This window comes from Shewanella sp. Isolate8 (genome assembly GCF_022398495.1).
In the GTDB taxonomy this organism is placed as follows: domain Bacteria; phylum Pseudomonadota; class Gammaproteobacteria; order Enterobacterales; family Shewanellaceae; genus Shewanella; species Shewanella aquimarina.
In genome coordinates this window covers 375,184-395,603 of record NZ_JAKEVI010000002.1, presented here as the reverse complement: position 1 = coordinate 395,603, position 20,420 = coordinate 375,184, and the positions used below count along the sequence as shown (strand labels likewise).

Sequence of the window (20,420 nt, the reverse complement as noted above, 5' to 3'; positions counted from 1 at the left end):
ATACTAAGCTATGGCTGTGAATCATGTTTATGTTCGCGTTTTCCCAGCGGGACGATTTCGAAATTAGGATCAAACTGCACCATGGTCGAGGCGATTTTGTTAAAGGCCTGCTGATCGCCTGTCATGCTGGCTTCTCCCTGCTGTAGCAGCTTAGCTAACTGGGTTTGACCTAGCAATATCCGGGTGATGTCGGTTTTGTTGATGGTGAGCGTGGCATCGGCGACCTTGGGCTGGTTAATCTGGATGTTGCTTAGGTTGCCATTACTCAGTTCGACATAGAGGACATTCGACTCGTCAGGGGTGATCACATTCAGGCTGATCCGGCCCAGTTTCTCGGCCTTGAGGCTATCTATCTTCACCGCCAGGAAGTCGAAAAGGGTCGAGAGAGCCATCTCACTTAGCACATCTGCCGATGCCGTCTTTGGCGTGCCAGGTTGAATTCCCATCCTCAGTTCCTGGGCCCCGGTCAGGTAGATGTTACGCCATCCTGCGCCTTCGGCCTGGTAGCCCAGCTGTTCATAGGTATCGGCGAGCAGATCGCGAGCGGATTGATTGTCTGGCTCTGCCGTCACCAGTTTGTTAAGCACGGTGGCGACGAAGCGATACTCACCCTGGGCATAGTCTTGGCTGGCCTTCGCCATCACCTGTTCGGCGCCCCCCATGTAGTGGACAAACTTTACGGCTTCGGGCGAAGTCGGCAGCGGATTCAAGTTGGCCGGGTTCATGTCGAAGTAGCCTAGGTACATGTTGTATACCGCCTTAGCATTGTGGCTATAGGTACCGTGGTAGCCCTTGGTATGCCAGGCCTGCTCGATGGCGGCGGGGAGCACCTCTTGAATCGCGTCGCCGATATCCTGAATGCTGACGCCCTGGTTGGCCAGTCTCAGGGTCTGGTTGTGGATGAAACCATAGTTGTCCCTTTGTAGGCGTAAGAAATCATTAATGGCGCCGTTACCCCAGATGGGCGCCGAATGGGAGGAGAAGAGCACCTGCACCTCATCCCCGAAGGCATTAATCATCTCATTGATATCTTTAGACCATTTTTGTGCATCACGCACCTTCGCGCCGCGCAGCGTATAGATGTTATGCATGCCTTGATAGGTGAGCTCAGCCGACCACAGGGCCTTCATCGACGGAATGTAGGTGATCATCTCCGATGCCGCCTCTGTGCCAGAGGCATCCATGAAGACCATCTCCAGGCCATCTATCGTCAGTGTCTGCCACTTAGCGTCAGCGTTGAGCGTATAGTCGGGTTTGACGAAGGTGATTTCCCCCTTGGAGATCCCCTTACCGAGGGCGGCATCGACGATACCGTGTTCATGTTTCCCTAAGGTAGCACCATATTGGTAGGCGGCGCGGCGGCTCATGGCGTTGCCGGCCAGCACGTTCTCGTCGACGATCTCCTTGGTGATGTTATGAGAGCCGTAGACTTTGACGTCTGGGTAAAGCGTCAGCACGCCCCTGGCGCCGCCGAAATGATCCGCATGACTGTGCGAGTAGATCATGGCGACGATGGGGAGATCGCCATCTTTGGGCAGGTGCTTCATGGCAAACTGTATCGATGCCATTGAGGCCTCTTTGGTGAGTAAGACATCATAGGCAATCCAGCCGGTTTTCCCTCGGATAAGGGTCAGGTTGGCGAGATCTGTCCCCCTGACTTGATAGATGCCATCACGCACTTCGTACAGTCCGTTGGCGACCATGTTGAGCCTTGCCTGACGATGCAGCGATGGGTTGATGGTGTCTGGCGCCTCGTCGCCGAGAAAGGTAAAGTCGGCGCGCAGAATGGCGGCAGTCGTCTTATCCAACTCGGCAATCAGCTTGGCACTAGACGCCTCGAAGGCGGCCGTGTCGGCAAAGTTGAGTTGCTGTGCCAGTGCCTGATTAGCCTCTTTGGTGTGGGCAGTTGCGGCCTTACCCTGATAACCGACGCTGATGTGGTCGTGTTCATGTTGGGCGGCTTGGGCGTTGCTGGATAATGCGGCGAGCAGGCAAAGCGTTAATGGTGTCTTTTTCATGGTCTGACCCTTAGCTGGTTTTTTAATCGATGAGGTCAGTATATGGCGCTTGAGCTGTTAAATAATTAGGGGTAACCTGCTTTGTAATATTTATATTATAAATAGTATTAGGGCCTATGCCGCAACGTAAACCACTAGACTTGAACCTGTTAAGGGTGTTTGCCGTCGTCTGTCGTACCGAGTCCTTTAGCAAGGCGGCTGAGGAACTGGATCTCACTCAGTCCTCGGTCAGTAATGCCATTGCCCGCCTGAAGGCCAGGGTTGGCGAAGCCCTGTTTGTGCGTGTGGGAAGAGGTGTTAAACCCACGGCCGCGGCGCTGAATCTGTATCGGCATCTCGCCGGACCCTTGGCTGAAATCGAGCAGTTGGTTGCAGGCCTGGAGGCTTTCGATCCTAAGTTGAGCCAGAGAACCTTCACCGTTTATGCCAACGACACCATCATTGAGCTACTTCAGGCGGCGGCTGAGGAACACCTCAGTGAGATGCGGGTGGAGATCATCTTTAAGGAAGCGCCGGTGCAGGAGCAGGATTTTTTGAAAGATCTGCAAACTGAAAAGGTGGATCTGGCTATCGATGTTTCTAAGCCACAGGAAGCTGGCTTCGACGTTGCCCAGATATTGCAAGAGCGCATCGTCTGTGTGGCGCGCCAGCTGCATCCTCGCATTCAGGGGAGTCTGAGTTTTGAGCAGTATTTTGCGGAGAAGCATATCATCTTCAACCTCAGGCGTTTTAACCTCAAGGTGGTAGATATGCTGACGACTCAGGTGCTGCCGGAGCGTAAGGTGTATTGTGAGCAGTCTTCGCTATTGAGCATGATAGCCACGGCGGCGAAGAGTGATGCCCTAGCCATTGTGACCGAGTCTTACGCCAGGGAATATGCCGAACTGTTTAAGCTGCAGGTGTTTGAGCCCCCCTTTGAGACCAAGCCACTGAATATCTATATGCTGTGGTCAAAACGGCTCGCTCAGAATCCTGCCAATCTGTGGCTGCGCCAGACGCTGGTGAGCCTGCTACAGGCGCAGCATCGTCAGGGCAATAAAAAGCCCGCTTAGTGCGGGCTTATTTACGCATTCAACGGATCACTGGCGCGCCAGTCGATGGTTTTCCGGTGGATTTTCGAAGTCGCTGCGATAGGGGTTAATGTCTAAGCCACCGCGGCGGGTGTAGCGGGCATAGACGGTCAGCTTGGCGCAGTGACACAGGCGCTTGAGGTCGACGAAGATACGCTCGACACACTGCTCGTGAAATTCATTGTGCTGCCTGAAAGAGATAAGATAGCGCAGCAATTTCTCGCGATCTATCTTAGGGCCCTGGTAACGGATCATCACGCTGCCCCAGTCGGGCTGAGAGGTGATCAGGCAGTTAGACTTCAACAGGTTAGAGGTGAGTGTCTCGGCCACCACGCTCTTGTCATCCGTACTATCGATAAGATAATCGCTAGAGAATTCATAGCTGTCGATCTCGATATCCAGATCGTCGATGCAGGTGCCAGGCAGTTCCACGACGCGCTGATGGACGAACTGCTTTGGCTCGATGATTTTCACCACCACCTCACCGCCGGCGCAGGCCGACAGATCCTTGGCTAAAGTCTGCTGAACCTGCTCGATGGATTCGAAGCGGGTCTGGTTGAAGCTGTTGAGATAGAGCTTGAAAGACTTGGACTCGATCAGGTTGTCGCTGTTGAAGTCGAGGATAAACTCGGCAATGGCCACCATGGGCTTGCCTTTGGCGTTTAACCAGGAGAGTTCATAGCCGGTCCAGATGTCGGCGCCATGGAAGGGCAGGGTATCGCCTAAGGCGATGGCATCCCGGTTTAGCTGGCGCGGCACGCCTTGTAGCAGGGAGGCATCGTATTGGGCCTGATAGCCAGTCGATTTACCTAAGGTCAGTTTGGACAACGCGGGGGCGTCGCGATAAGGGTCATGAACCTGTGTCATCAATCGTTTTTCCATGTCAAAATAGGCGCACATTATACTTAAAATTCGGGTAACTGCTAAGTGTCTTCTTTGCCTGCACTGGATCAATTTTTTACGCTTTATCATCAAGCTTATAGCGACAAATTGGGGGAATCTCCCCGCTATTTCCCGCTAGGGGAAGCCTCTCCCTGCGTTTTGGCCTGTGATCAGGAGAAGGTCGATGCCTCACCCGAGCGCTCGGTGCAGTGGCAGGCGGTAAGACGCGACAGCCAGGGTCAGTTCGACAACATAGAGCACGCGCTCTCCATCAAATTGCATCCGAGCATACAGGCCTTCTATGGTCGCTATTTTTCGGCGCCGCTGATGTTTGAGTCGGACTTTGGCGAAGGGGAGCTACTACAGCCTTGGAACCAGCAAGATTTTGAATACTTACAGCAAAATCTCATCGGCCATCTGATGATGAAGCAGAAGCTGAAACAGCCTGCAACCTGGTTTATTGGCGTGCTGGGGGAAGGCGACGAGATGTTGGTGGTGGAGAACGAGAATGGCAGCGTCTGGATAGAGATCCCGGGTGAGCAGCCTCATCGTCAACTGGCCGATAGCCTGGAGGATTTTATTGCTTCTCTTCGCCCGCGAGTCTGTCCGCCGCAGAAACCGGTCGAAGTCGCTATGCCCGAGACGGATCATCCCGGGATCTGGCAGCGACTCAAGACCATGTGGCGTCATCTGCGCGCTAAAGGGTAAAGAGTTCAGCCTGGCGTTAGAGAGAGTCTCTTCGCAAAGGCTTATATCGGCTAAGCGTCTTGGGTGAAGCGGCGCCTAGGTTAGAGGTGATCCCAGGAGATGTTGGAGACGATACGGCAGTTATCGCATTTGAAGTGGAACAGATCCAGCAGCGGTGTCTCCTGTAGCCAGTGGGGGTTACCACAACGTGGACAGGGTCTTTGCTGTTCGGCGGCCAGACTCTCGCCCCCTACACGATAGAGATAGTAGTAGGTAGGGATCTTGGTGAGGTATTCGATGCGTCCACGCAGATCCCAGCCGCGACGAAACAGGTCGCTGTCGCACTGACTCAGCTCGTCTAAGGCGGCAAACTCTGCCTTAGTGGCCGCCGCCATCTGCAATTCATCACAGGCCTGCCATTCGGTTTGCCACTTGATCACCCGCTTGTGATCGCCGTTAAAGGTCGCCGGGAGTCGATACAAGGGAATGGGCTGCAGGGTATCACCATTTCTCAGCGGAGAGCACATATGCACATAGCTGGTATAGAGTAGTTGCCAGCTGGGTGTCTCAGTGCTGCTCACCTCAGAGTTGATATCCTGACCGATATATTTTTCTCTTGGATGCAGCAGTTTGGCCTCGGTGAGTTCTTCGAGGGCATAGTTGACCCAGGGGCTGTTGAAACGTTTGGCCAGGCTGCTCTTTTCCGGTAACAGCAGACGCACCCTGAATTCACCTTCGTTGAAGGCCACGGCAAATTCGCGTCCCAATACCTGACCATTGGCGCGGTAGGCTTCGAGCAGACCATTAATGGCACGCTCGGCGGTCGTGATGGTGGTGTTGTCAAAACACTCAAATCTGAGTTCCACCACGTGCATCAGCAATCACCCTTGTCGTTTAATTTGGCTTCGAGCTCAGTGATACGTTCAATCAAGATCTCTTGAGTGGCAGTGAGCTTAGCGACCTGCTGTGCCAGATGGGCAAGACTCGGCGCCGCCTCTGCACTCTGAATACTTGGTACAGGTGCCGCTGCGCTAACCACTATCGCCGACTGTTCGTCGGCCGACATGGATTTAAAGCGTTGTAACCCTTGTACCAGTACGGGCATGGGAAGTGAGTTGCCGAGACTCGCCTTGATTAAGGCCAGGCTGGGGGGCTTACCCGCCAGACTCAATTTTCGTGCGGCGACCAGCACCTGTTCGAGAGGACTCATGATTGGTGAAATTCCTTACTTTTTAGCTTGGCTGACATAAATTAAAAATCAAATTTATTTTAAGGTGTTGATAAATATAAATATGTCTGTTTGGCATAAGCTTTGCTTTACCTGAATCCAGTTATAATAGATAAACAGGACGTGAAAGTGAAAACAAAATTAACAACAGCATTGGTCTTAGGCGCCACCAGTTTAGCGCTATCCGGGTGTGTATTGAATGTGGGCGAAGGCGACAAGGGATGGAGCACGGGTAATTCTTGGGAGCGCGTGCAGGAGCAGAACCGCGTTAATCTGTCTAAGTTATCTTTGGGGATGACCCGCGACCAGGTGATGACATTGATGGGCACTGCCGATTTTAATGAGGCCTATACCAAGCAAGATAAGACGGTCAACGTACTCTACTATCGTACCCAGCGTACGCGCGAAGATGGCACGACCACTAAGGATGAATGTACACCTATCGTGATCACGGATAACCGCGTCGTGGGCTGGGGCGAGAAGGCCTACCACAACATGTAATGGAATAAGTTAACCTTTAAAGGCAAGCCAACTTGGCTTGCCTTTTTTGTTTAGGCCTTTTGGTGTTAAGCCTTTTTGCGGCTTTAGTTCGTTGCGCTATAAGGTGATACTTTAGCTCTATAGCCTAGGCTCTAAGCTGGGCATCGAGATGATCGATCACCTCTGTCCACATGGCATCTTCTGCTAAGGCCTCGGCTAAAAAGTGCTTCTGGGCTTGAGACCAGAAGGGCGCCTCGGCAATATGGATCTCCGCGGCGATGGAATGTTGCTTGATAAAAGCCTCTACGGCATCGGGGTCGCTCGGCAGGCCGAGTTGATCAAATAAGCTGGCTAGATCGGGTTGTGTTATATCCATCTTATCCCTCGCTTGTTAGTAGTAATGAGGTGCTCCTATTTAGTATGCAATAAATTGATAAAGTTTCGAATCGATTAAAGTTTGCACTTTTTTACGAGCTTGTTACATTGGACAATGTTGATCTAGATCAAGGAATAACAGCAATGATGACAACAGCTACCCCACCTGTTAATGAAACCTATAAAGCTGTCTATTTAACCGCCGAAGACCTACGTGTCGCCGCCTCGATTCTCTATAACGCCTACCATGATGATCCCTTCTTTATTGCCGCCCTGCATAAGGGAGACAAGGCGCAATATGAACAGAAGCTGCGTGGGGCTATTCGCGAGGAACTGCATACCCTCTGGCAAGAGGAGCAGGCTTTGATCGGCCTGTTTGAGGAGGAACGCCTGATTGGTTTGGCCTGTATCGTGACCCAACAGGTGCCTTTAGGGGAAGCCAGATATTGGCATTGGCGCCTCAAGATGTTGTTAAGCGCCGGTTGGCAGTCGACCCAGGCGCTGATGAAGAAAGAGTCTTCGATCCTCGAGCATCTGCCCAGCACTCAATGCGGCATATTGCAGTTCATTGCCGTCACCCCGATCGAGCAGCATAAGGGGTTAGGTAAGCGTTTGATTCAGGCGGTAATGAGCTGGTGTGATGAGCAACCCGAGCTCGAAGGCGTTGGGGTTTACGTGACACAGGACGAGCATGCTCATCTCTTTTCTTCTATGGATTTTGCGCCCATCGAGCGCCTCGTTATCGGTGGTGTGCCGGGGGAGCTGCTTTTCTATCGGAGCACCGAAATTGAGTAAACGCTATACCAGCTTTTGGGATTTCTATCCGTTTTATCTGTCGCAGCATAGAGATCCCAGGTGCCGCACCTTGCATTATGTCGGTAGCCTGTCGGTGGTCGCACTCTTAGTCATGGCTATTGTGCTGGGCAATTATTGGATGCTGTGGCTGCTGCCCATCTTGGGCTATGGTGCGGCCTGGATAGGACATTTCGTGTTTGAGCGAAATAGGCCTGCGACCTTTGAGTATCCCTTCTACAGTTTCATTGCCGATTGGGTGATGTTGGCCCAGTGGCTTACCGGGCGTCGATGATTGCTTGGTCAATAACGCTGTCTTAAGGTGGTCTAACTGATGTCAGTTATCTCGCGGCAGATTAAGCTCGTGGCTCCTGGTTAATAAACGGGGGTACAGCGCTTGGCTTAGAGGCGCTAAATTGGTTCAGAGAAGGTCTTTGAAAATCGCACTATGGCACAGGCGACTCACAATTTGCCAAGCTGTTTGTGAGAGATCGCTTACAAGTATGTGAGTCTTCCTCCTTATCTACCCCCTGTTTTCTCCTGCGGATACTTAAATAATCTTTATATTCAATATTTTATGCTTAACTTTTGCTTTGTTTGAAAATTAATCGGTTTAAGGTCGTTTTCAGAGGCGTACATTCTGGCGCTGCGCCCAGTATACTGAAATTAAGTTAAGAAGCTTACTTAAGCAATGTGAAGGCAAAGGATAGCCAAAGCTAAGGAATAGCAGGCCAAGGAAGAGCAAGATTGTCGAGGACGCGAGAATCTTATCAGGGACGAGAGCAGGATGCTTTAGGACGATAGGCGATACGGATCATCGCGAAATGGATATTCACTCAAGGGATACGAGTGTAACCAAAGGACAACTTACTAGGGAACAGGTAAGCGTAAGCATAAAAGGATAGCGGCAGGAAGCGCCGGAGCCCATAGGATGTGGGAGCGTGGTTGAATGAGTCGACCACCCAGGGAAGAAAAAGATAGGATGTCTCAGGAACTGGAGACGGCAGGAAGCCGATGTGATCAGGATGATGCAGGGAGCAAGGTGATAGCAGGATGGCTAACACAAGAGTATAGAAAGGCGCACTTATGGTGCGCCTTTTCTTTTTTGGGTTAATCTCTTTGGGCTATCTAAGCCCTAGGCCTGGGCGCACGAAACGAAAGGTTTTGCAGGTGTTAGCCTTAACTCACAAAAAGTGCCCGCCGCCGTGTGAGACATCTCTTACATTGATGTGAGAGATAAAGCTGACGGCCTGCTATTTATATCTGTATCAGTCTTTATTTGTCATTAAATTCATGTGTTTATCTATTTTTATTGAGATGGCAATAATGTGACCAGCTAAGCAGAACTTTTTCCGACTCTATTATTGGGCGACAAGGGCGCTAGAATTAACAGTGTTCAAGGATGAATGGATAAGGAAGGGTCAGGACGACCTAATCATCATCAGGATGATGATGGCAAGGATGGTACAAGGATGGCAACTCACGGAAGAGTCGACAACTAGGGAAGGCCAAACACTCAAGGATGATGGATATCTGCCTAGGATGGCAGATGACAAGGAGTGTAGGAAAGGAATCCCAAGGACGAGACTGGACATGCTTAAGGATTAAGCAAACTTGGTAAATGGATGACCAAGCAAAGGGACGGTACCTAAGTACGCAAGTGCTAAAAGGTACAAGGAACGGAAGGACCAAGGAAGATGCAAGGAGCATAAATTCGCAAGGATGGAGCAGGGAGCACTTAAATAGCTGGATTGCTTAGCGAAAAAGACAGAAGGCGCGGCTCTTAATTGAGCTGCGCTTTTTCTTTATCTGCGCCATATAGAGAATTTCTATCCGTGAGCCTTATTTGTCATCAGAGGCGCCTCGATTTAGGCGCCTTGATTAAAGTATCTTGGTCAAAGTTCTTTGATTAAGGCATTGCGGCTGGCTGAGCACTATTGTGGATCAGCCTTAGAGGTGAACTTGATCGCTTATTTACAGCCGCCAGAGTTGCAACCGCCACGACTGCCACAGCTGCCGCCGACCGAGCCTCTTGCCTCAGGGGCTTCCAGCCATTCCGGCTCGGGAAAGATGGGCCACTGAATTTTTTCTATCTTCTTACCATGCATCCAGATATGTGCACGATATTGATTGATACCGTCGGTACTGAACTCCATCAAGAACTTGGCTTTCCAGGTGAGTCCGCTAGTGCCGCCAATGCTGGGACGGGCCGATTCCATGGCGATAGCCAGGAGCTGTACTCGCTGCTTCTTGCATTCACTGCTAGCGAACATCCGGCTCAGCTCGGCCATCTGTCTTAGCTGCCAGAAGAAGGCGGCAATGATCACCAGCGCGGCGATCATTAAAAAGTCTGTCATCATGCTTTGGTCACCCTAAAGAGTCCACCTATGGCATTGGCGAGGGCTTGGCTGCGCTCGCTGTCTCTTAATGCCATCAAGAGTTGAGTTCGTATCGCTGGAATTGCCACAATATCAGCAAAGATCTGGTTAAAGAAGCCCTGGGGTTGTTTTGCTAAGGCCTCGAGATAGATCTTGCGAGTCCGATCGTCTTTTAATGCGGTCCAATTTCGGCCCGCTATGGTGATCAAGGCGTTGTCATCCAAAGCATCTTGCTCATCCAGGTACTGTATCGCTTGCTGTGCCAGGGCTGGCGCCGAGGCTAGGGCGCGCAGATAGTAGAGTCTCTGTTCGGGACTGGCTTGATAAAACGCCCCAAGCAGCCGCTCGGCTAAGGGCGCCTTGAGGCTGATGTGCTCTAGCTGTTGGCACAGGGCTACCTTGACTTCGTCAGCGCTGTGCTCAAAGGCGTTAAGCAGCTGCTCACTGTGGTCGAGCGCCGTGGCGCGCACGCAGATGTCGGCTAATCCCTGTAAGCCCACATCTTGCCAACGCTCAGGCGAAACCTGCCCCGATAGGTATTGATAGGCAAATTCATATTGCGCCGAGGCAGGTAGGCCCAGCTGTTTACGCACCAAGGCGTTGAACAGCGCCAGTTTCTCCGCACTCGGTTTGAAGGCGAAGGGATGGTTGGCGAGCTTGTCTTGCTGATCTTGTGAGAGTGCCTGGGTCGGATCGCTGCCCAGCGCCTCAATCACCATACGAATAAACTGGGTTCTCGGGGCAGGTGAGAGTAGGCCACGTTCATCCAGGGGGAGCTTTAAGAACCAGATGAAGTGTTGGTTGGAGTCGTCCCAGAAGACGATGGCAAATTGGGCATGACCTTGGATAGGCGAAGGATAAGGCGTCTGGAGTGCCTCAATTTGGGAGAAGGCCATCATGTCGATATGCTGTACACGGCGGCCGAGATCATAGACTTGGAATTGGGTGTTAGCCGTGCTGAGAAATTGAGTAAGAGTGGTAATTTCAGTCATTAGAATGCCGTCTTGCTTACAGGGAACAGATTAAATGGCGCTTATTATAGGGAGAAGTCAGGTGAGATGGTACAATTTCGGCCGAATTAGCTCGCAGGCCTAGGCGCCGCGGGGAAAGATATCATTGAGGAAAGTGTGTCTCTCTATACCGAAAAACAGCTAAGGCTTATCGAAGCCGAATTGAAACGACTGCAACTGTGGCAAGACGAGCCGCCCTCCGTCGAGGCGATGGCCGACCCGACCCCCTTTGCCTGCGAGTCCATGGCCTTTGAGCAGTGGCTACAGTTTATCTTTCTGCCCAAGATGGGCGAGATCATGGCGGTCAATGGCACGCTACCCAGTCAGATAGCTTTAGGCCCCATGGCTGAGTATGTGTGGCAGGGGCGGGGCGAGATGCAAGCTTTAATCAACATTATTAATCAATTAGATGAGCATTTGAGTGGATCCAATTAATCCTGAACCTATGGAAAATCTTACCGAGCAACTAGCCGGTGATCATGACAGCACCACAGTCGAAGTGGCACCGAAAATCGAGATCCTCTACGAAGATGACGACCTGGTCGCTATCCATAAACCTGCCGGCCTGCTGGTACACCGCAGTTATCTGGCGAGGCGGGAGAAATATTTTGCCATGCAGATGACGCGGGATCTGGTGGGCTGCCACGTCTTCCCCGTTCATCGTCTCGATAGGCCGACCTCTGGCGTATTGCTGTTTGCCAAGAGCAGTGAGATGGCGAATCAGCTGTGCGAACAGTTCGCCAGTAAGTCGGTGCAAAAGCATTATATCGCCTTGGTCAGGGGCAATATGCACGAGCCTGGGCTGCTGGACTATCCTTTGAAGCAGGAACTCGATGAGCTGGGCGACAAAGGTGTCGATCCCAATAAGGCGGCGCAGGAGGCGCAGACAAGCTATCGCCCCTTGCTCAACTGTGAGATCCCTTATCCCTCAGGCCGATACGCCACCAGTCGCTATGCCTTGGTTCAGCTAACTCCCCATACGGGGCGTAAGCATCAGCTACGCCGGCACATGGCACATCTGCGTCACCCCATCATAGGTGACACTACTCACGGCGACGGCAAACAGAACCGTTTCATGCGTGAGCATAGTGGCATCAATCGTTTGTGGCTGATTGCCAAGAAGCTGGAATTTAATCATCCGCGAAGTGGCGAGCGAATTGCGGTAGAGGCAGAGTTAGAGAGTGAGTGGTTGGCGCTGTTTCAGCTACTGGGGTGGGACGATACACTGCTGAGCGGCGAAGCTGCGCAGCTAATCTGTGAGGCTTAACCTTTAACGTCTAATCGCTAACTTCTAATGTCTAACGTCTAGTTTCTAGCATCTAGCCTCGAAAACAGAATGTCTCAAAGCAAAACTTCTGTTGCTCAAGGCTAAGGGCCTGTGGTTACTTTACCAGTGCGCAGGCCGATTTGATTGCCGAGAGGGGGGATAGTTTCTCTTCGGGGGCGTCTGTTTCTGATGGGGGATGCGGATTGAGCGAGAGGGACTGAACGGTTCTGAAATAACACATGCGCCTGATGTGCGCGCTGCGGTGAACATGCTTTAGATGTTTCTGTCGGCTCGAGTGTCGCATCTAATTGATCCTTGAAACTCAATAACCTAGTGTAGCTATCAAGCTTTCAATAAAGTATGTTTAGAGTATAAGTAAATAATGCGCTAAGGGCTAAGTAAAACATGAGAAAAGTGAATCTGGTATATGGAACTGTCTATGGTAATGCGCAGTTTGTTGCCGAGACCCTGCAAGAAGAGCTGATGGCCAAAGATATCCAGGTTACTCTGATGACGCCTGAGACGCTCAATGGTTTCGTACCACCCGAGGATGAGTTGCTGCTGGTGGTGACCTCTACTACGGGCCAGGGCGATCTGCCCGATGATATCAGCCCTTGGTTTGAGACCCTGAGGGGCGAGGCGCCCTATTTGCCTAAACTCGAATATGGCATGGTGGCGCTGGGGGACTCGAGTTACGAGACCTTCTGTTTTGCCGGCATACGTTTCGATGAGTTGTTGACTGAGCTTGGTGGCACACGCATAGGCGAACTGCTTAAGATAGATGCCTGTGAGACGATGGAGCCGGAAGTAGAAGCAAAAGCATGGTTAACCCAATGGACCCAACTCATCAACGACCGCGCGGCCGATTAAGTCGGATCAGTCGTCAATGGTTTAAGTTTGCCCAGCGGCTGAGCCAAGCGCTGCTGCTGCCTATCGCCATCTTGCCCGCCGCGGGGGTGATGATAGGCCTGGCGACTAATCCCATCCCCTTTATTTCGGCCGATCTTGCTACCCTAATGTGGACAGTAGGCAACCTGGTTTTCTCCATGATGCCCATGCTGTTTGCCGTTACCATAGCCATAGGTTTCTGCAAAGATCAGGGGATTGCCGCCTTTAGCGCCGTATTCGGTTATGGGGTATTTTTCTCTAGCCTGTCGGCCCTGGCGAAGATCCATCACTTGCCCACCGAGATGATCTTGGGGCAAGCCACCATAGACACAGGGATTGCCGGTGGCATGATGGTCGGGGCCTTTACCTGTTTTGCGGTCAAACATAGCGAGCGCATACGTTTGCCTGCGGTGTTCTCTTTCTTTGAAGGGCGTCGTTCGGCGCCCCTGATGATGCTGCCCATGGCTATCTTATTGGCCTATCTGTTTCTGCTGTTGTGGCCCTTGCTTTCACAGTGGATTGAGCAGATCTCTAACTGGGCCGTTTATCAGGAACCCGCCTCGGCGTTTGCCGTATACGGCATGGTGGAACGCCTGCTGATCCCCCTTGGGTTACATCACATCTGGAATGCGCCTTTCTACCTGGAGATGGGGCAATACTTTAATGGCGATGAATGGGTAAGGGGAGAGGTGGCCCGCTACCTGGCGGGAGATCCGCAGGCCGGTAACCTGGCTGGTGGCTACCTGATTAAGATGTGGGGGCTGCCCGCGGCGGCGCTGGCCATCTGGCGCTGCGCCGATAAACATGAGCGCAACCGGGTGGCTGGTATCATGCTGTCGGCGGCCACCGCCTGTTGGCTGACAGGGGTCACCGAGCCCATCGAGTTTGCCTTCATGTTTGTCGCCCCGCTGCTGTTTATCCTGCACGCCCTGATGACGGGGATTGCCTATGCGGTGACGATTTCGCTGGATATCCACCACAGCGTGGTGTTTTCCCATGGCTTAGTCGATTTCAGTCTATTGCTGGGACAGTCCAGAAATGTAGAATGGTTTTTGATCCTCGGTCCCATCACGGCGGTTATCTATTACCTGGTGTTTCGCGGCACCATATTGGCCTTTAACCTCAAGACGCCGGGACGCATGGAGGCGGGGAGCGGCCAGCGGGCCGGCCTGATCTCCATGATCACCGCCCTGGGGGGGCAGGATAATATCAATGAGTTAACCGCCTGTCTGACACGGCTGCGTATCAGCGTGAAGCATGCCGAGTTGGTGGACAAGGCTCAGCTTAATCAGCTAGGGGCTAAGGGGGTGGTGTTAGTCGGAAACGGTGTTCAGCTGGTTTATGGCACGAAAGCGGAGAGTATCAGGCGTTTACTGCAACGCTATCTAGATAGGCACAAATAGTGAGATTTTGACATTAAGAGGTAGAGAAGATGCAACAGAGAGTATTAATCACAGATTGTGCCGACGCACCAGGACTTATCACTAAGATCACGGGTGTTTGTTATGCCCACGGGCTCAATATCGTTAAGAATAGTGAATTTGTCGATAATGCTCAGGGGCGATTCTTCATGCGCACCGAGTTGGAAGGGGTGTTCGATGAGGCGAAATTCTTGGCCGATATCGATGAGGTGCTTCCTGAGCAGCGACATCGTAAGCTGGTGGTCAAGGGCAAGAAGCGTGTGGTGGTGATGGTGACCAAGGAGGCGCATTGCCTCGGGGATATCCTGATGAAGGCCTACTATGGTGGTCTGGATGTGGAGATAGCCGCTATCGTTGGCAACTACGATACGCTCAAGCCGCTGGCCGACAAGTTTGATGTGCCTTTCTACTGTGTCTCTCACGAGGGCAAGACCCGCCATGAACATGAACAGGAGATGCTAGCAGTCATAGCGCAATATGACCCAGACTACCTGGTGTTAGCGAAATTTATGCGGGTATTGACCCCTGAATTTGTTGAGCAATACCCCAATCGTATCATCAATATCCATCACTCTTTCCTGCCGGCATTTATTGGTGCCTCTCCCTATCGCCAGGCGTGGGAGCGAGGGGTGAAGATCATCGGTGCCACGGCCCATTTCGTCAATAACTGTCTGGATGAAGGGCCGATTATCAAGCAGGACGTTATCCCAGTGGATCATAGTTACAGCGCCGAGGAGCTGGCCAGATGTGGCCGGGATGTCGAGAAGAGTGTCCTCAGTAAGGCATTGCAACTGGTGTTGCAAGAAGAGGTGATTGTCTACGGCAATAAGACGGTTGTGTTTTAGCGAGCTTATTTATCAGCGACCCCCAATAAAAAAGAGCCTTTAGGCTCTTTTTTTATCGGCAATCTAGCGTAGCTTTTGTCTTAGACTCGTTAGCTATTGGTTTAGAAGTTAACGGCTAAGATATCTTGGTCACCATAATTCATGGCGATATCTTTAATGGTCACAGTACCTAGGGCGTATGGGGCAATCTTGGCGGCGGTGCGATCGGCGCCGTTGCTCAGGGCAAACTGATGGAAGCTCTGATCATTACATACCAAGCGTGGGAACACGCGCTGCTTATTGATGCGATACTCTCTGAGTGTACTGCTAAATTCAACCATGTTGTTGCTTGCACCGGCCTTGCATACGGCAACTAAGGTTTTTTCCATCTGAGGCGACATGGCGGCTTGAGAAGAAAAAGCCAGTGGGGCTAATGCGATGGCGGCAATCGTTAGTAACTTTTTCATTTTGTGCTCCTAGCATATTTCCGTTGGGATCGATTATGAGTAAAGCCCTTTATGTAGTGAAAAGCTGTTAGCGATTTGTCGCGAAATGTATCGGTATATGAGGAGTGGATCTGACTGTGTCTGGGAGTAACAGAATGTGTCTGTTTATCCCTAAAGAAATAAAAAAGCCAGGCGATCACCTGGCTTTTCTAAATTGGGTCGCGAAAGTGATTAATCGACGATGCGCAGTAGCTCGTTGATACCCACTTTACCGCGGGTCTTGGCGTCGACCTTCTTCACTATGATGGCGGCATATAAATTGTATTTGCCACATTGAGATGGCAGGGTGCCAGAAACCACGACCGAGCCCGCGGGCACACGGCCATAGTGGATCTCGCCGGTTTCACGATCATAGATACGGGTGCTCTGGCCTATGTATACCCCCATAGAGATAACACTGCCTTCTTCGACCACTACGCCCTCGACGATCTCTGAGCGCGCACCGATGAAGCAGTTGTCTTCGATGATAGTTGGGCCAGCCTGTAGTGGCTCCAATACGCCGCCGATACCGACACCGCCTGACAGGTGAACGTTTTTACCGATCTGGGCGCAAGAGCCTACGGTTGCCCAGGTGTCTACCATGGTGCCTTCGTCGACATAGGCGCCGAGGTTAACGTAGGATGGCATAAGAACGGTATTTTTACCGATAAATGAGCCTTTGCGCACCGCAGCTGGTGGTACCACACGGATCGCTTCCTGCTTGAAACGCGCCTCATCATAGTCGGCAAATTTCATCGGTACTTTATCGAAGAACTTGGTTTCTGCACCGTCGATCACTTGGTTGTCGAAGATGCGGAAAGAGAGTAATACGGCTTTCTTCAGCCACTGATGCACATGCCACTGGCCGTCGATCTTCTCGGCAACGCGTGCTTCACCAGTGTCCAGCATGGCGATGGCTTTCTCAACGTCGGCACGAACACTCGGCTCGACTGTGGTAGGGGTGATATCTGCGCGAGCTTCAAAAGCTGCTTCTATACGTTGGCGTAAAGCCTCCATTAACGTCTCCCAATTATCGTAAAATAGTCTGTTGATTAAACTTGGTTATGCGTATCGAGCGCCTTGGCCAGTGCTTCACTGAGCGCCTCTTGTTGTGTCTCGTTCAGTTGCTGCCCATCTCGTGTCTGCAACATAAAGAAATCTTCGGCGCGCTCGCCTATGGTGGTGATCTTTGCCGCTAACAGGGTGATCTCACAGCGATAAAAGATATCCCCCACCTTGGCCAGTAGCCCTGGGCTGTCTAGGGCGATCAGCTCCATCATGCTGGTGCCTGGTTTGCGCGCCGGCAGGAAGCTCACCTGCGTCGGTACCCTAAAGGGTTTCATCTTACGCGGTAGCTTCTTAAATTTTGGCAGTTTTGCCGTGTCATTGCTTAGTGCTTTCACCAATGCCTTCTTGATCCCCTGGATACGGGAGATCTGCGACACCGGGCTGCCATCTTGCTCTAAAATGACGAAAGAATCCAGTGCGTAGCCATCTTTTGAGGTCATGATATTGGCGTCATGCACATTGATGTTCTTGTTGTCCAACACGGCCATCACTGTGGCAAACAGCTTAGGCTTATCCTGGCTGTAGACAAACAGCTCGGTACCCCCACGTGTGGTGTGCTTGGAGATCAGCACCAGAGCCTCATCATGCTTGTGCTTGAGTATCGCTTCGGCGTGCCAGGCCACCTGATTGGGTTGATGACGCAGGAAGTAGTCGGCCTTGAAGCGCTGCCAGAGGGTATCCAGGCTCTTCTCCTTGATCCCGCGGCGCAGCAGTTCTTTCTTTGCCTTGCCCTGATGCTCGCGCACGCGGGCGCGAATATCCACTGGCTTCTCCTTGCCCCGGGCGAGTACCCTCTGGGTGGAGAAGTAGAGATCGCGAAGCAGCGAGCCCTTCCAGTTGTTCCAGGTCTTCTCGTTGGTGGCGCAGATATCTGCGACCGTGAGGCAGTAGAGGTAACTCAGGTGCACGGCGTCGCGCACCCTGTCGGCAAACTCGGCCACCACATCGGGATCGGAAATATCCCGGCGCTGGGCGGTCACCGACATCACCAGGTGATTCTCTACCAACCAGCTGACTAGGCGGCCATCATGCTTGTTGAGGCCGTGTAGATCGCAAAAGTCCTGGGCATCGACGGCGCCGAGCTTACTGTGATCGCCGCCGCGTCCCTTGCCGATGTCGTGGAAGATGGCCGCAAGTACCAGCAGCCCCTTCTTTGGCAGCTGATTGATCAGTATGGAGCCCAGAGGGAATTCATCCTTCTGCTCCGTCTGTGAGAATCTGTCGATGTTGAGCAGTAGTCTGTGGGTATGCTCATCGACCGTGTAGGCGTGAAACAGGTCGAACTGCATCTGCCCCTCGATGTTGCGCCAGGCGGGCAAGTAGGCCGATAAGATGCCATGGCGGTGCATCAAGGAGAGTGAGGCGATACCACGCGGATGACGCAATATCTCCAAAAACACCTTTCGGCAATCTTCATTGTCCATCAGCGGCGCCTGCAGGGCGCGGCGGGCGCGTCTTAGGCTGCGCAGGGTAGGGGCGTAGATCCCCTTGATGTTGGAGTTGCGGGCCGCGTGTAAAAATACCCGCATGATCTCCACAGGGTCCTTAAACAGGTCCGCCTGGAGAGATTCGATGAAACTGCCGCGGCGCTGGTAATACTCGTCAATGGGCTGGATCTCCAGCTCCTTGGTGTGGCCCAAGGTGGCGCGCTTAAAGAGTTGCAGCAGCATCTGGTTGAGCTCCATCACTCGGCGCACGGTGCGGTAGTAGCGCTTCATCATCTGCTCGACCGCAAGTTGAGTCTCATCCTTGTAGCCAAGAAGCTCAGCCACCTGGCGTTGTAGGTCGAACAGCAGGCGGTTTTCGTCACGTCCCGAGATCAGGTGCAGGGCAAAGCGCAGCTGCCACAGGTACCCCTGACACTCGAGCAACTCCTCGAGTTCATCCTGCTCGAGGAAGCCATGGGCGACCAGCTCCTCGGCGCAGCTGGCATCGAAGTAGCGCATCGCTACCCAGGTGATGGTCTGGATGTCTCTCAGGCCGCCCGGGCAAGATTTAAGATTTGGCTCGAGATCGAAGGCGCTGGCCTTGGCGTGGCGCATGACCTGTTCATCGCGCTTGGCGACAAAAAAGTCGCTGGCGGGCCAGAAGTCACCTTCGCGCACCTTGTCATACAGAGTGTTAAACATGGCTTGGGGCCCGCAGAGTAATCTGGCTTCGAGCAGGTTGGTGGCTATGGTGATATCGGCCTTGCCCTGAGCTATGGTCTCATCCAGGGTTCTCACGCTGTGGCCCACCTCGAGGCCCGAATCCCAGAGGAAGGCGATAAACTGACTCAGTTTGGCTTCGTCACTCTGGGCGAGCGCGCCTTGGATAAGAAACAGCAGATCCACATCGGATTGGGGATGCAGCTCCCCCCGGCCATAGCCACCGACGGCGATCAGGGCGATAGGGGTTTCATCGAGTTGATGGGCTTGCCACTGGGCAATGAGGAGTTCATCGACGAAACGGCAGCGTTGGCTGACCAGGGCGGTGACAGATTCGCCAGCGCTGAAACGTTCTAGGAGTTCTTGGTTTTGTTGTTTTAGGGCGTTCTTAGCTGTTAGCGCAGTGTTCATTGCAGTCCTTAACCTCAGAGCGTGCATAGCAGGCCGGATGGCCTGCTATGGGAGTAAACCACAATTTAGCTGCGTGTGCGATTAGTGGTTGATGATGCGGGGGAAGTTTTCTTCTTCGCGCAGAGTCAGGACTTCCACGCCAGTTGGCGTGATCAGCAGGGTGTGTTCCCACTGGGCCGAGTTTTTACCGTCAGAGGTGGTCACAGTCCAGTTGTCGTCTTTGTCCAGTACGCTGGTGTGACGACCTGCGTTGATCATAGGTTCTATGGTGAAACACATGCCAGGACGCAGTACTGTCTTGTCATTGTTTTTGTAGTGCATCACCTGTGGCTCCTCATGGAAGCCGGCGCCGATGCCATGGCCACAGTAGTCGGTCACGATACTATATTTCTCCAGGCCGGTTTTCTTGCTCTTGATATACTTTTCGATGATGGTGCCGATCTCGCCCAGTTTCATGCCTGGACGTACCTTCTTGATCGCCTCATATAGGCTTTCTTGTGCCACGCGGCACAGGCGCTTGTCTTTCGCGCTGACATCGCCGATGAGGAACATCTTTGAGGTATCGCCGTGGTAGCCATCTTTGATCACTGTGATGTCGATATTGATTATGTCGCCATCTTTGAGGGCGCGATCGCTGGGAATACCATGGCAGATCACTTCGTTGATGGAAGTACAGATAGATTTAGGAAAGCCGTGATAATCCAGCGGGGCCGAAATTGCGCCTTGCTCTTCGGTATATTTCGCACAGATATCATTGAGTTCGTTTGTGGTGACCCCAGCCTTAACGTGGGGGGCAATCATCTCTAATACTTCGGCGGCCAGCTTGCCTGCCGCGCGCATTTTTTCGATCTCTTCGGCGGTTTTTATCACTATACTCATTAAGCTTTCTCTGTTGTGTCGGTAGTCGAATTCGGGGCGCCTCAGGGCGCTAAAAATTTGTGTTGGCGCCGATATTATGGTATAAAGCGCGCCGTTATGTTTGACTCTTG

General features: G+C 52.4%; 21 protein-coding genes. 10 read left to right on the top strand and 11 right to left on the bottom strand.

Translation table 11 applies throughout. The features are described from left to right. Positions 1 to 8: 8 nt before the first annotated feature. Entirely contained in the window at positions 9 to 2,018 is a 2,010-nt protein-coding gene (locus tag L1D43_RS11025; RefSeq protein WP_239851575.1) for an alkyl sulfatase dimerization domain-containing protein, read from the bottom strand. Between the two features lie 116 nt (positions 2,019 to 2,134). Between L1D43_RS11025 and L1D43_RS11020 the strand changes: the two genes are divergently transcribed. Then, positions 2,135 to 3,070, top strand: a complete 936-nt coding sequence (locus L1D43_RS11020) for a LysR family transcriptional regulator (RefSeq protein WP_239851574.1) — start codon at positions 2,135 to 2,137, stop codon at positions 3,068 to 3,070. Positions 3,071 to 3,097: 27 nt separating this feature from the next. Here the strand turns inward: L1D43_RS11020 and queF are convergent, their stop codons facing one another. After that, entirely contained in the window at positions 3,098 to 3,955 is an 858-nt protein-coding gene (queF, locus tag L1D43_RS11015) for an NADPH-dependent 7-cyano-7-deazaguanine reductase QueF (RefSeq protein ID WP_239851573.1), read from the bottom strand. 60 nt (positions 3,956 to 4,015) lie between these two features. On the opposite strand from queF, the gene syd reads away from it, so the two are divergent. Further along, positions 4,016 to 4,678, top strand: a complete 663-nt coding sequence (gene syd, locus L1D43_RS11010; RefSeq protein WP_239851572.1) for a SecY-interacting protein — start codon at positions 4,016 to 4,018, stop codon at positions 4,676 to 4,678. Between the two features lie 80 nt (positions 4,679 to 4,758). Here syd and L1D43_RS11005 read toward each other — a convergent pair whose 3' ends face one another. Next, positions 4,759 to 5,532: a Zn-ribbon-containing protein gene (locus tag L1D43_RS11005; RefSeq protein WP_239851571.1), complete on the bottom strand. Its 774-nt coding sequence runs from the start codon at positions 5,530 to 5,532 to the stop codon at positions 4,759 to 4,761. Continuing rightward, complete coding sequence (locus L1D43_RS11000; protein WP_239851570.1) at positions 5,532 to 5,867, bottom strand: hypothetical protein; 336 nt, start codon at positions 5,865 to 5,867, stop codon at positions 5,532 to 5,534. Before L1D43_RS11000 ends, L1D43_RS11005 begins: the two co-directional genes overlap by 1 nt. A gap of 147 nt (positions 5,868 to 6,014) precedes the next feature. Here L1D43_RS11000 and L1D43_RS10995 point away from each other — a divergent pair, with 147 nt between their 5' ends. After that, positions 6,015 to 6,386 carry a DUF3192 domain-containing protein gene (locus L1D43_RS10995; RefSeq protein ID WP_239851569.1) on the top strand — a complete coding sequence of 124 codons (372 nt, stop codon included), beginning with the start codon at positions 6,015 to 6,017 and terminating at the stop codon, positions 6,384 to 6,386. 124 nt (positions 6,387 to 6,510) lie between these two features. Here the strand turns inward: L1D43_RS10995 and L1D43_RS10990 are convergent, their stop codons facing one another. Next, positions 6,511 to 6,741 carry a DUF2789 domain-containing protein gene (locus L1D43_RS10990; protein WP_239851568.1) on the bottom strand — a complete coding sequence of 77 codons (231 nt, stop codon included), beginning with the start codon at positions 6,739 to 6,741 and terminating at the stop codon, positions 6,511 to 6,513. Positions 6,742 to 6,884: 143 nt separating this feature from the next. Between L1D43_RS10990 and L1D43_RS10985 the strand changes: the two genes are divergently transcribed. After that, positions 6,885 to 7,535, top strand: a complete 651-nt coding sequence (locus tag L1D43_RS10985; protein ID WP_082035588.1) for a GNAT family N-acetyltransferase — start codon at positions 6,885 to 6,887, stop codon at positions 7,533 to 7,535. Then, complete coding sequence (locus L1D43_RS10980) at positions 7,528 to 7,827, top strand: DUF962 domain-containing protein (RefSeq protein ID WP_239851567.1); 300 nt, start codon at positions 7,528 to 7,530, stop codon at positions 7,825 to 7,827. Before L1D43_RS10985 ends, L1D43_RS10980 begins: the two co-directional genes overlap by 8 nt. A 1,675-nt stretch (positions 7,828 to 9,502) precedes the next feature. On the opposite strand, the gene L1D43_RS10975 is transcribed toward L1D43_RS10980, so the two are convergent. Next, a complete protein-coding gene (locus L1D43_RS10975) occupies positions 9,503 to 9,892 on the bottom strand; it encodes a DUF3301 domain-containing protein (protein ID WP_239851565.1) in 390 nt (129 codons plus the stop codon). Next, positions 9,889 to 10,902: a DUF3549 family protein gene (locus L1D43_RS10970; RefSeq protein WP_239851563.1), complete on the bottom strand. Its 1,014-nt coding sequence runs from the start codon at positions 10,900 to 10,902 to the stop codon at positions 9,889 to 9,891. Before L1D43_RS10970 ends, L1D43_RS10975 begins: the two co-directional genes overlap by 4 nt. A 135-nt stretch (positions 10,903 to 11,037) precedes the next feature. Here L1D43_RS10970 and L1D43_RS10965 point away from each other — a divergent pair, with 135 nt between their 5' ends. The 5 genes from L1D43_RS10965 to purU all read left to right on the top strand — a co-directional run bounded on the left by L1D43_RS10965 (position 11,038) and on the right by purU (position 15,341). Beyond that, the gene (locus L1D43_RS10965) at positions 11,038 to 11,355 is read left to right on the top strand and encodes a YqcC family protein (RefSeq protein ID WP_239851561.1); all 318 of its coding nucleotides are present in this window, start codon (positions 11,038 to 11,040) and stop codon (positions 11,353 to 11,355) included. Between the two features lie 10 nt (positions 11,356 to 11,365). Continuing rightward, positions 11,366 to 12,187 carry a tRNA pseudouridine(65) synthase TruC gene (gene truC, locus L1D43_RS10960; RefSeq protein ID WP_239851987.1) on the top strand — a complete coding sequence of 274 codons (822 nt, stop codon included), beginning with the start codon at positions 11,366 to 11,368 and terminating at the stop codon, positions 12,185 to 12,187. 405 nt (positions 12,188 to 12,592) lie between these two features. Continuing rightward, on the top strand, positions 12,593 to 13,057 hold the full coding sequence (locus L1D43_RS10955; RefSeq protein ID WP_041509270.1) for a flavodoxin: 465 nt from the start codon (positions 12,593 to 12,595) through the stop codon (positions 13,055 to 13,057). Then, positions 13,021 to 14,478, top strand: coding sequence for a PTS transporter subunit EIIC (locus L1D43_RS10950; RefSeq protein WP_239851559.1), 1,458 nt, complete (start codon positions 13,021 to 13,023; stop codon positions 14,476 to 14,478). Before L1D43_RS10955 ends, L1D43_RS10950 begins: the two co-directional genes overlap by 37 nt. Positions 14,479 to 14,507: 29 nt before the next feature. Next, positions 14,508 to 15,341 (top strand): formyltetrahydrofolate deformylase, encoded by an 834-nt coding sequence (gene purU / locus L1D43_RS10945; protein WP_239851558.1) that lies wholly within the window; start codon positions 14,508 to 14,510, stop codon positions 15,339 to 15,341. Between the two features lie 101 nt (positions 15,342 to 15,442). Here the strand turns inward: purU and L1D43_RS10940 are convergent, their stop codons facing one another. From L1D43_RS10940 to map, 4 genes are all read right to left on the bottom strand, one after another. After that, the gene (locus L1D43_RS10940) at positions 15,443 to 15,787 is read right to left on the bottom strand and encodes a DUF3718 domain-containing protein (RefSeq protein WP_041509273.1); all 345 of its coding nucleotides are present in this window, start codon (positions 15,785 to 15,787) and stop codon (positions 15,443 to 15,445) included. A 210-nt stretch (positions 15,788 to 15,997) separates the two neighbouring features. Beyond that, on the bottom strand, positions 15,998 to 16,822 hold the full coding sequence (gene dapD, locus L1D43_RS10935) for a 2,3,4,5-tetrahydropyridine-2,6-dicarboxylate N-succinyltransferase (protein WP_041509274.1): 825 nt from the start codon (positions 16,820 to 16,822) through the stop codon (positions 15,998 to 16,000). Between the two features lie 35 nt (positions 16,823 to 16,857). Continuing rightward, positions 16,858 to 19,458: a bifunctional uridylyltransferase/uridylyl-removing protein GlnD gene (gene glnD, locus L1D43_RS10930; protein WP_275659123.1), complete on the bottom strand. Its 2,601-nt coding sequence runs from the start codon at positions 19,456 to 19,458 to the stop codon at positions 16,858 to 16,860. Positions 19,459 to 19,512: 54 nt separating this feature from the next. Continuing rightward, positions 19,513 to 20,355, bottom strand: a complete 843-nt coding sequence (gene map / locus L1D43_RS10925) for a type I methionyl aminopeptidase (RefSeq protein ID WP_268747955.1) — start codon at positions 20,353 to 20,355, stop codon at positions 19,513 to 19,515. Between the last annotated feature and the right edge of the window lie 65 nt (positions 20,356 to 20,420).

What these genes read in the sequence shown, in the direction of transcription:
- L1D43_RS11025 (WP_239851575.1), bottom strand. Translation starts at nt 2,018, where the DNA reads ATGAAAAAGACACCATTAACGCTTTGCCTGCTCGCCGCATTATCCAGC.
- L1D43_RS11005 (WP_239851571.1), bottom strand. Translation starts at nt 5,532, where the DNA reads ATGCACGTGGTGGAACTCAGATTTGAGTGTTTTGACAACACCACCATC.
- L1D43_RS10970 (WP_239851563.1), bottom strand. Translation starts at nt 10,902, where the DNA reads ATGACTGAAATTACCACTCTTACTCAATTTCTCAGCACGGCTAACACC.
- L1D43_RS11000 (WP_239851570.1), bottom strand. Translation starts at nt 5,867, where the DNA reads ATGAGTCCTCTCGAACAGGTGCTGGTCGCCGCACGAAAATTGAGTCTG.
- L1D43_RS11020 (WP_239851574.1), top strand. Translation starts at nt 2,135, where the DNA reads ATGCCGCAACGTAAACCACTAGACTTGAACCTGTTAAGGGTGTTTGCC.
- L1D43_RS10985 (WP_082035588.1), top strand. Translation starts at nt 6,885, where the DNA reads ATGATGACAACAGCTACCCCACCTGTTAATGAAACCTATAAAGCTGTC.
- L1D43_RS10955 (WP_041509270.1), top strand. Translation starts at nt 12,593, where the DNA reads ATGAGAAAAGTGAATCTGGTATATGGAACTGTCTATGGTAATGCGCAG.
- L1D43_RS10990 (WP_239851568.1), bottom strand. Translation starts at nt 6,741, where the DNA reads ATGGATATAACACAACCCGATCTAGCCAGCTTATTTGATCAACTCGGC.
- purU (WP_239851558.1), top strand. Translation starts at nt 14,508, where the DNA reads ATGCAACAGAGAGTATTAATCACAGATTGTGCCGACGCACCAGGACTT.
- L1D43_RS10950 (WP_239851559.1), top strand. Translation starts at nt 13,021, where the DNA reads ATGGACCCAACTCATCAACGACCGCGCGGCCGATTAAGTCGGATCAGT.
- dapD (WP_041509274.1), bottom strand. Translation starts at nt 16,822, where the DNA reads ATGGAGGCTTTACGCCAACGTATAGAAGCAGCTTTTGAAGCTCGCGCA.
- queF (WP_239851573.1), bottom strand. Translation starts at nt 3,955, where the DNA reads ATGACACAGGTTCATGACCCTTATCGCGACGCCCCCGCGTTGTCCAAA.
- L1D43_RS10940 (WP_041509273.1), bottom strand. Translation starts at nt 15,787, where the DNA reads ATGAAAAAGTTACTAACGATTGCCGCCATCGCATTAGCCCCACTGGCT.
- L1D43_RS10975 (WP_239851565.1), bottom strand. Translation starts at nt 9,892, where the DNA reads ATGATGACAGACTTTTTAATGATCGCCGCGCTGGTGATCATTGCCGCC.
- truC (WP_239851987.1), top strand. Translation starts at nt 11,366, where the DNA reads ATGGAAAATCTTACCGAGCAACTAGCCGGTGATCATGACAGCACCACA.
- glnD (WP_275659123.1), bottom strand. Translation starts at nt 19,458, where the DNA reads ATGCACGCTCTGAGGTTAAGGACTGCAATGAACACTGCGCTAACAGCT.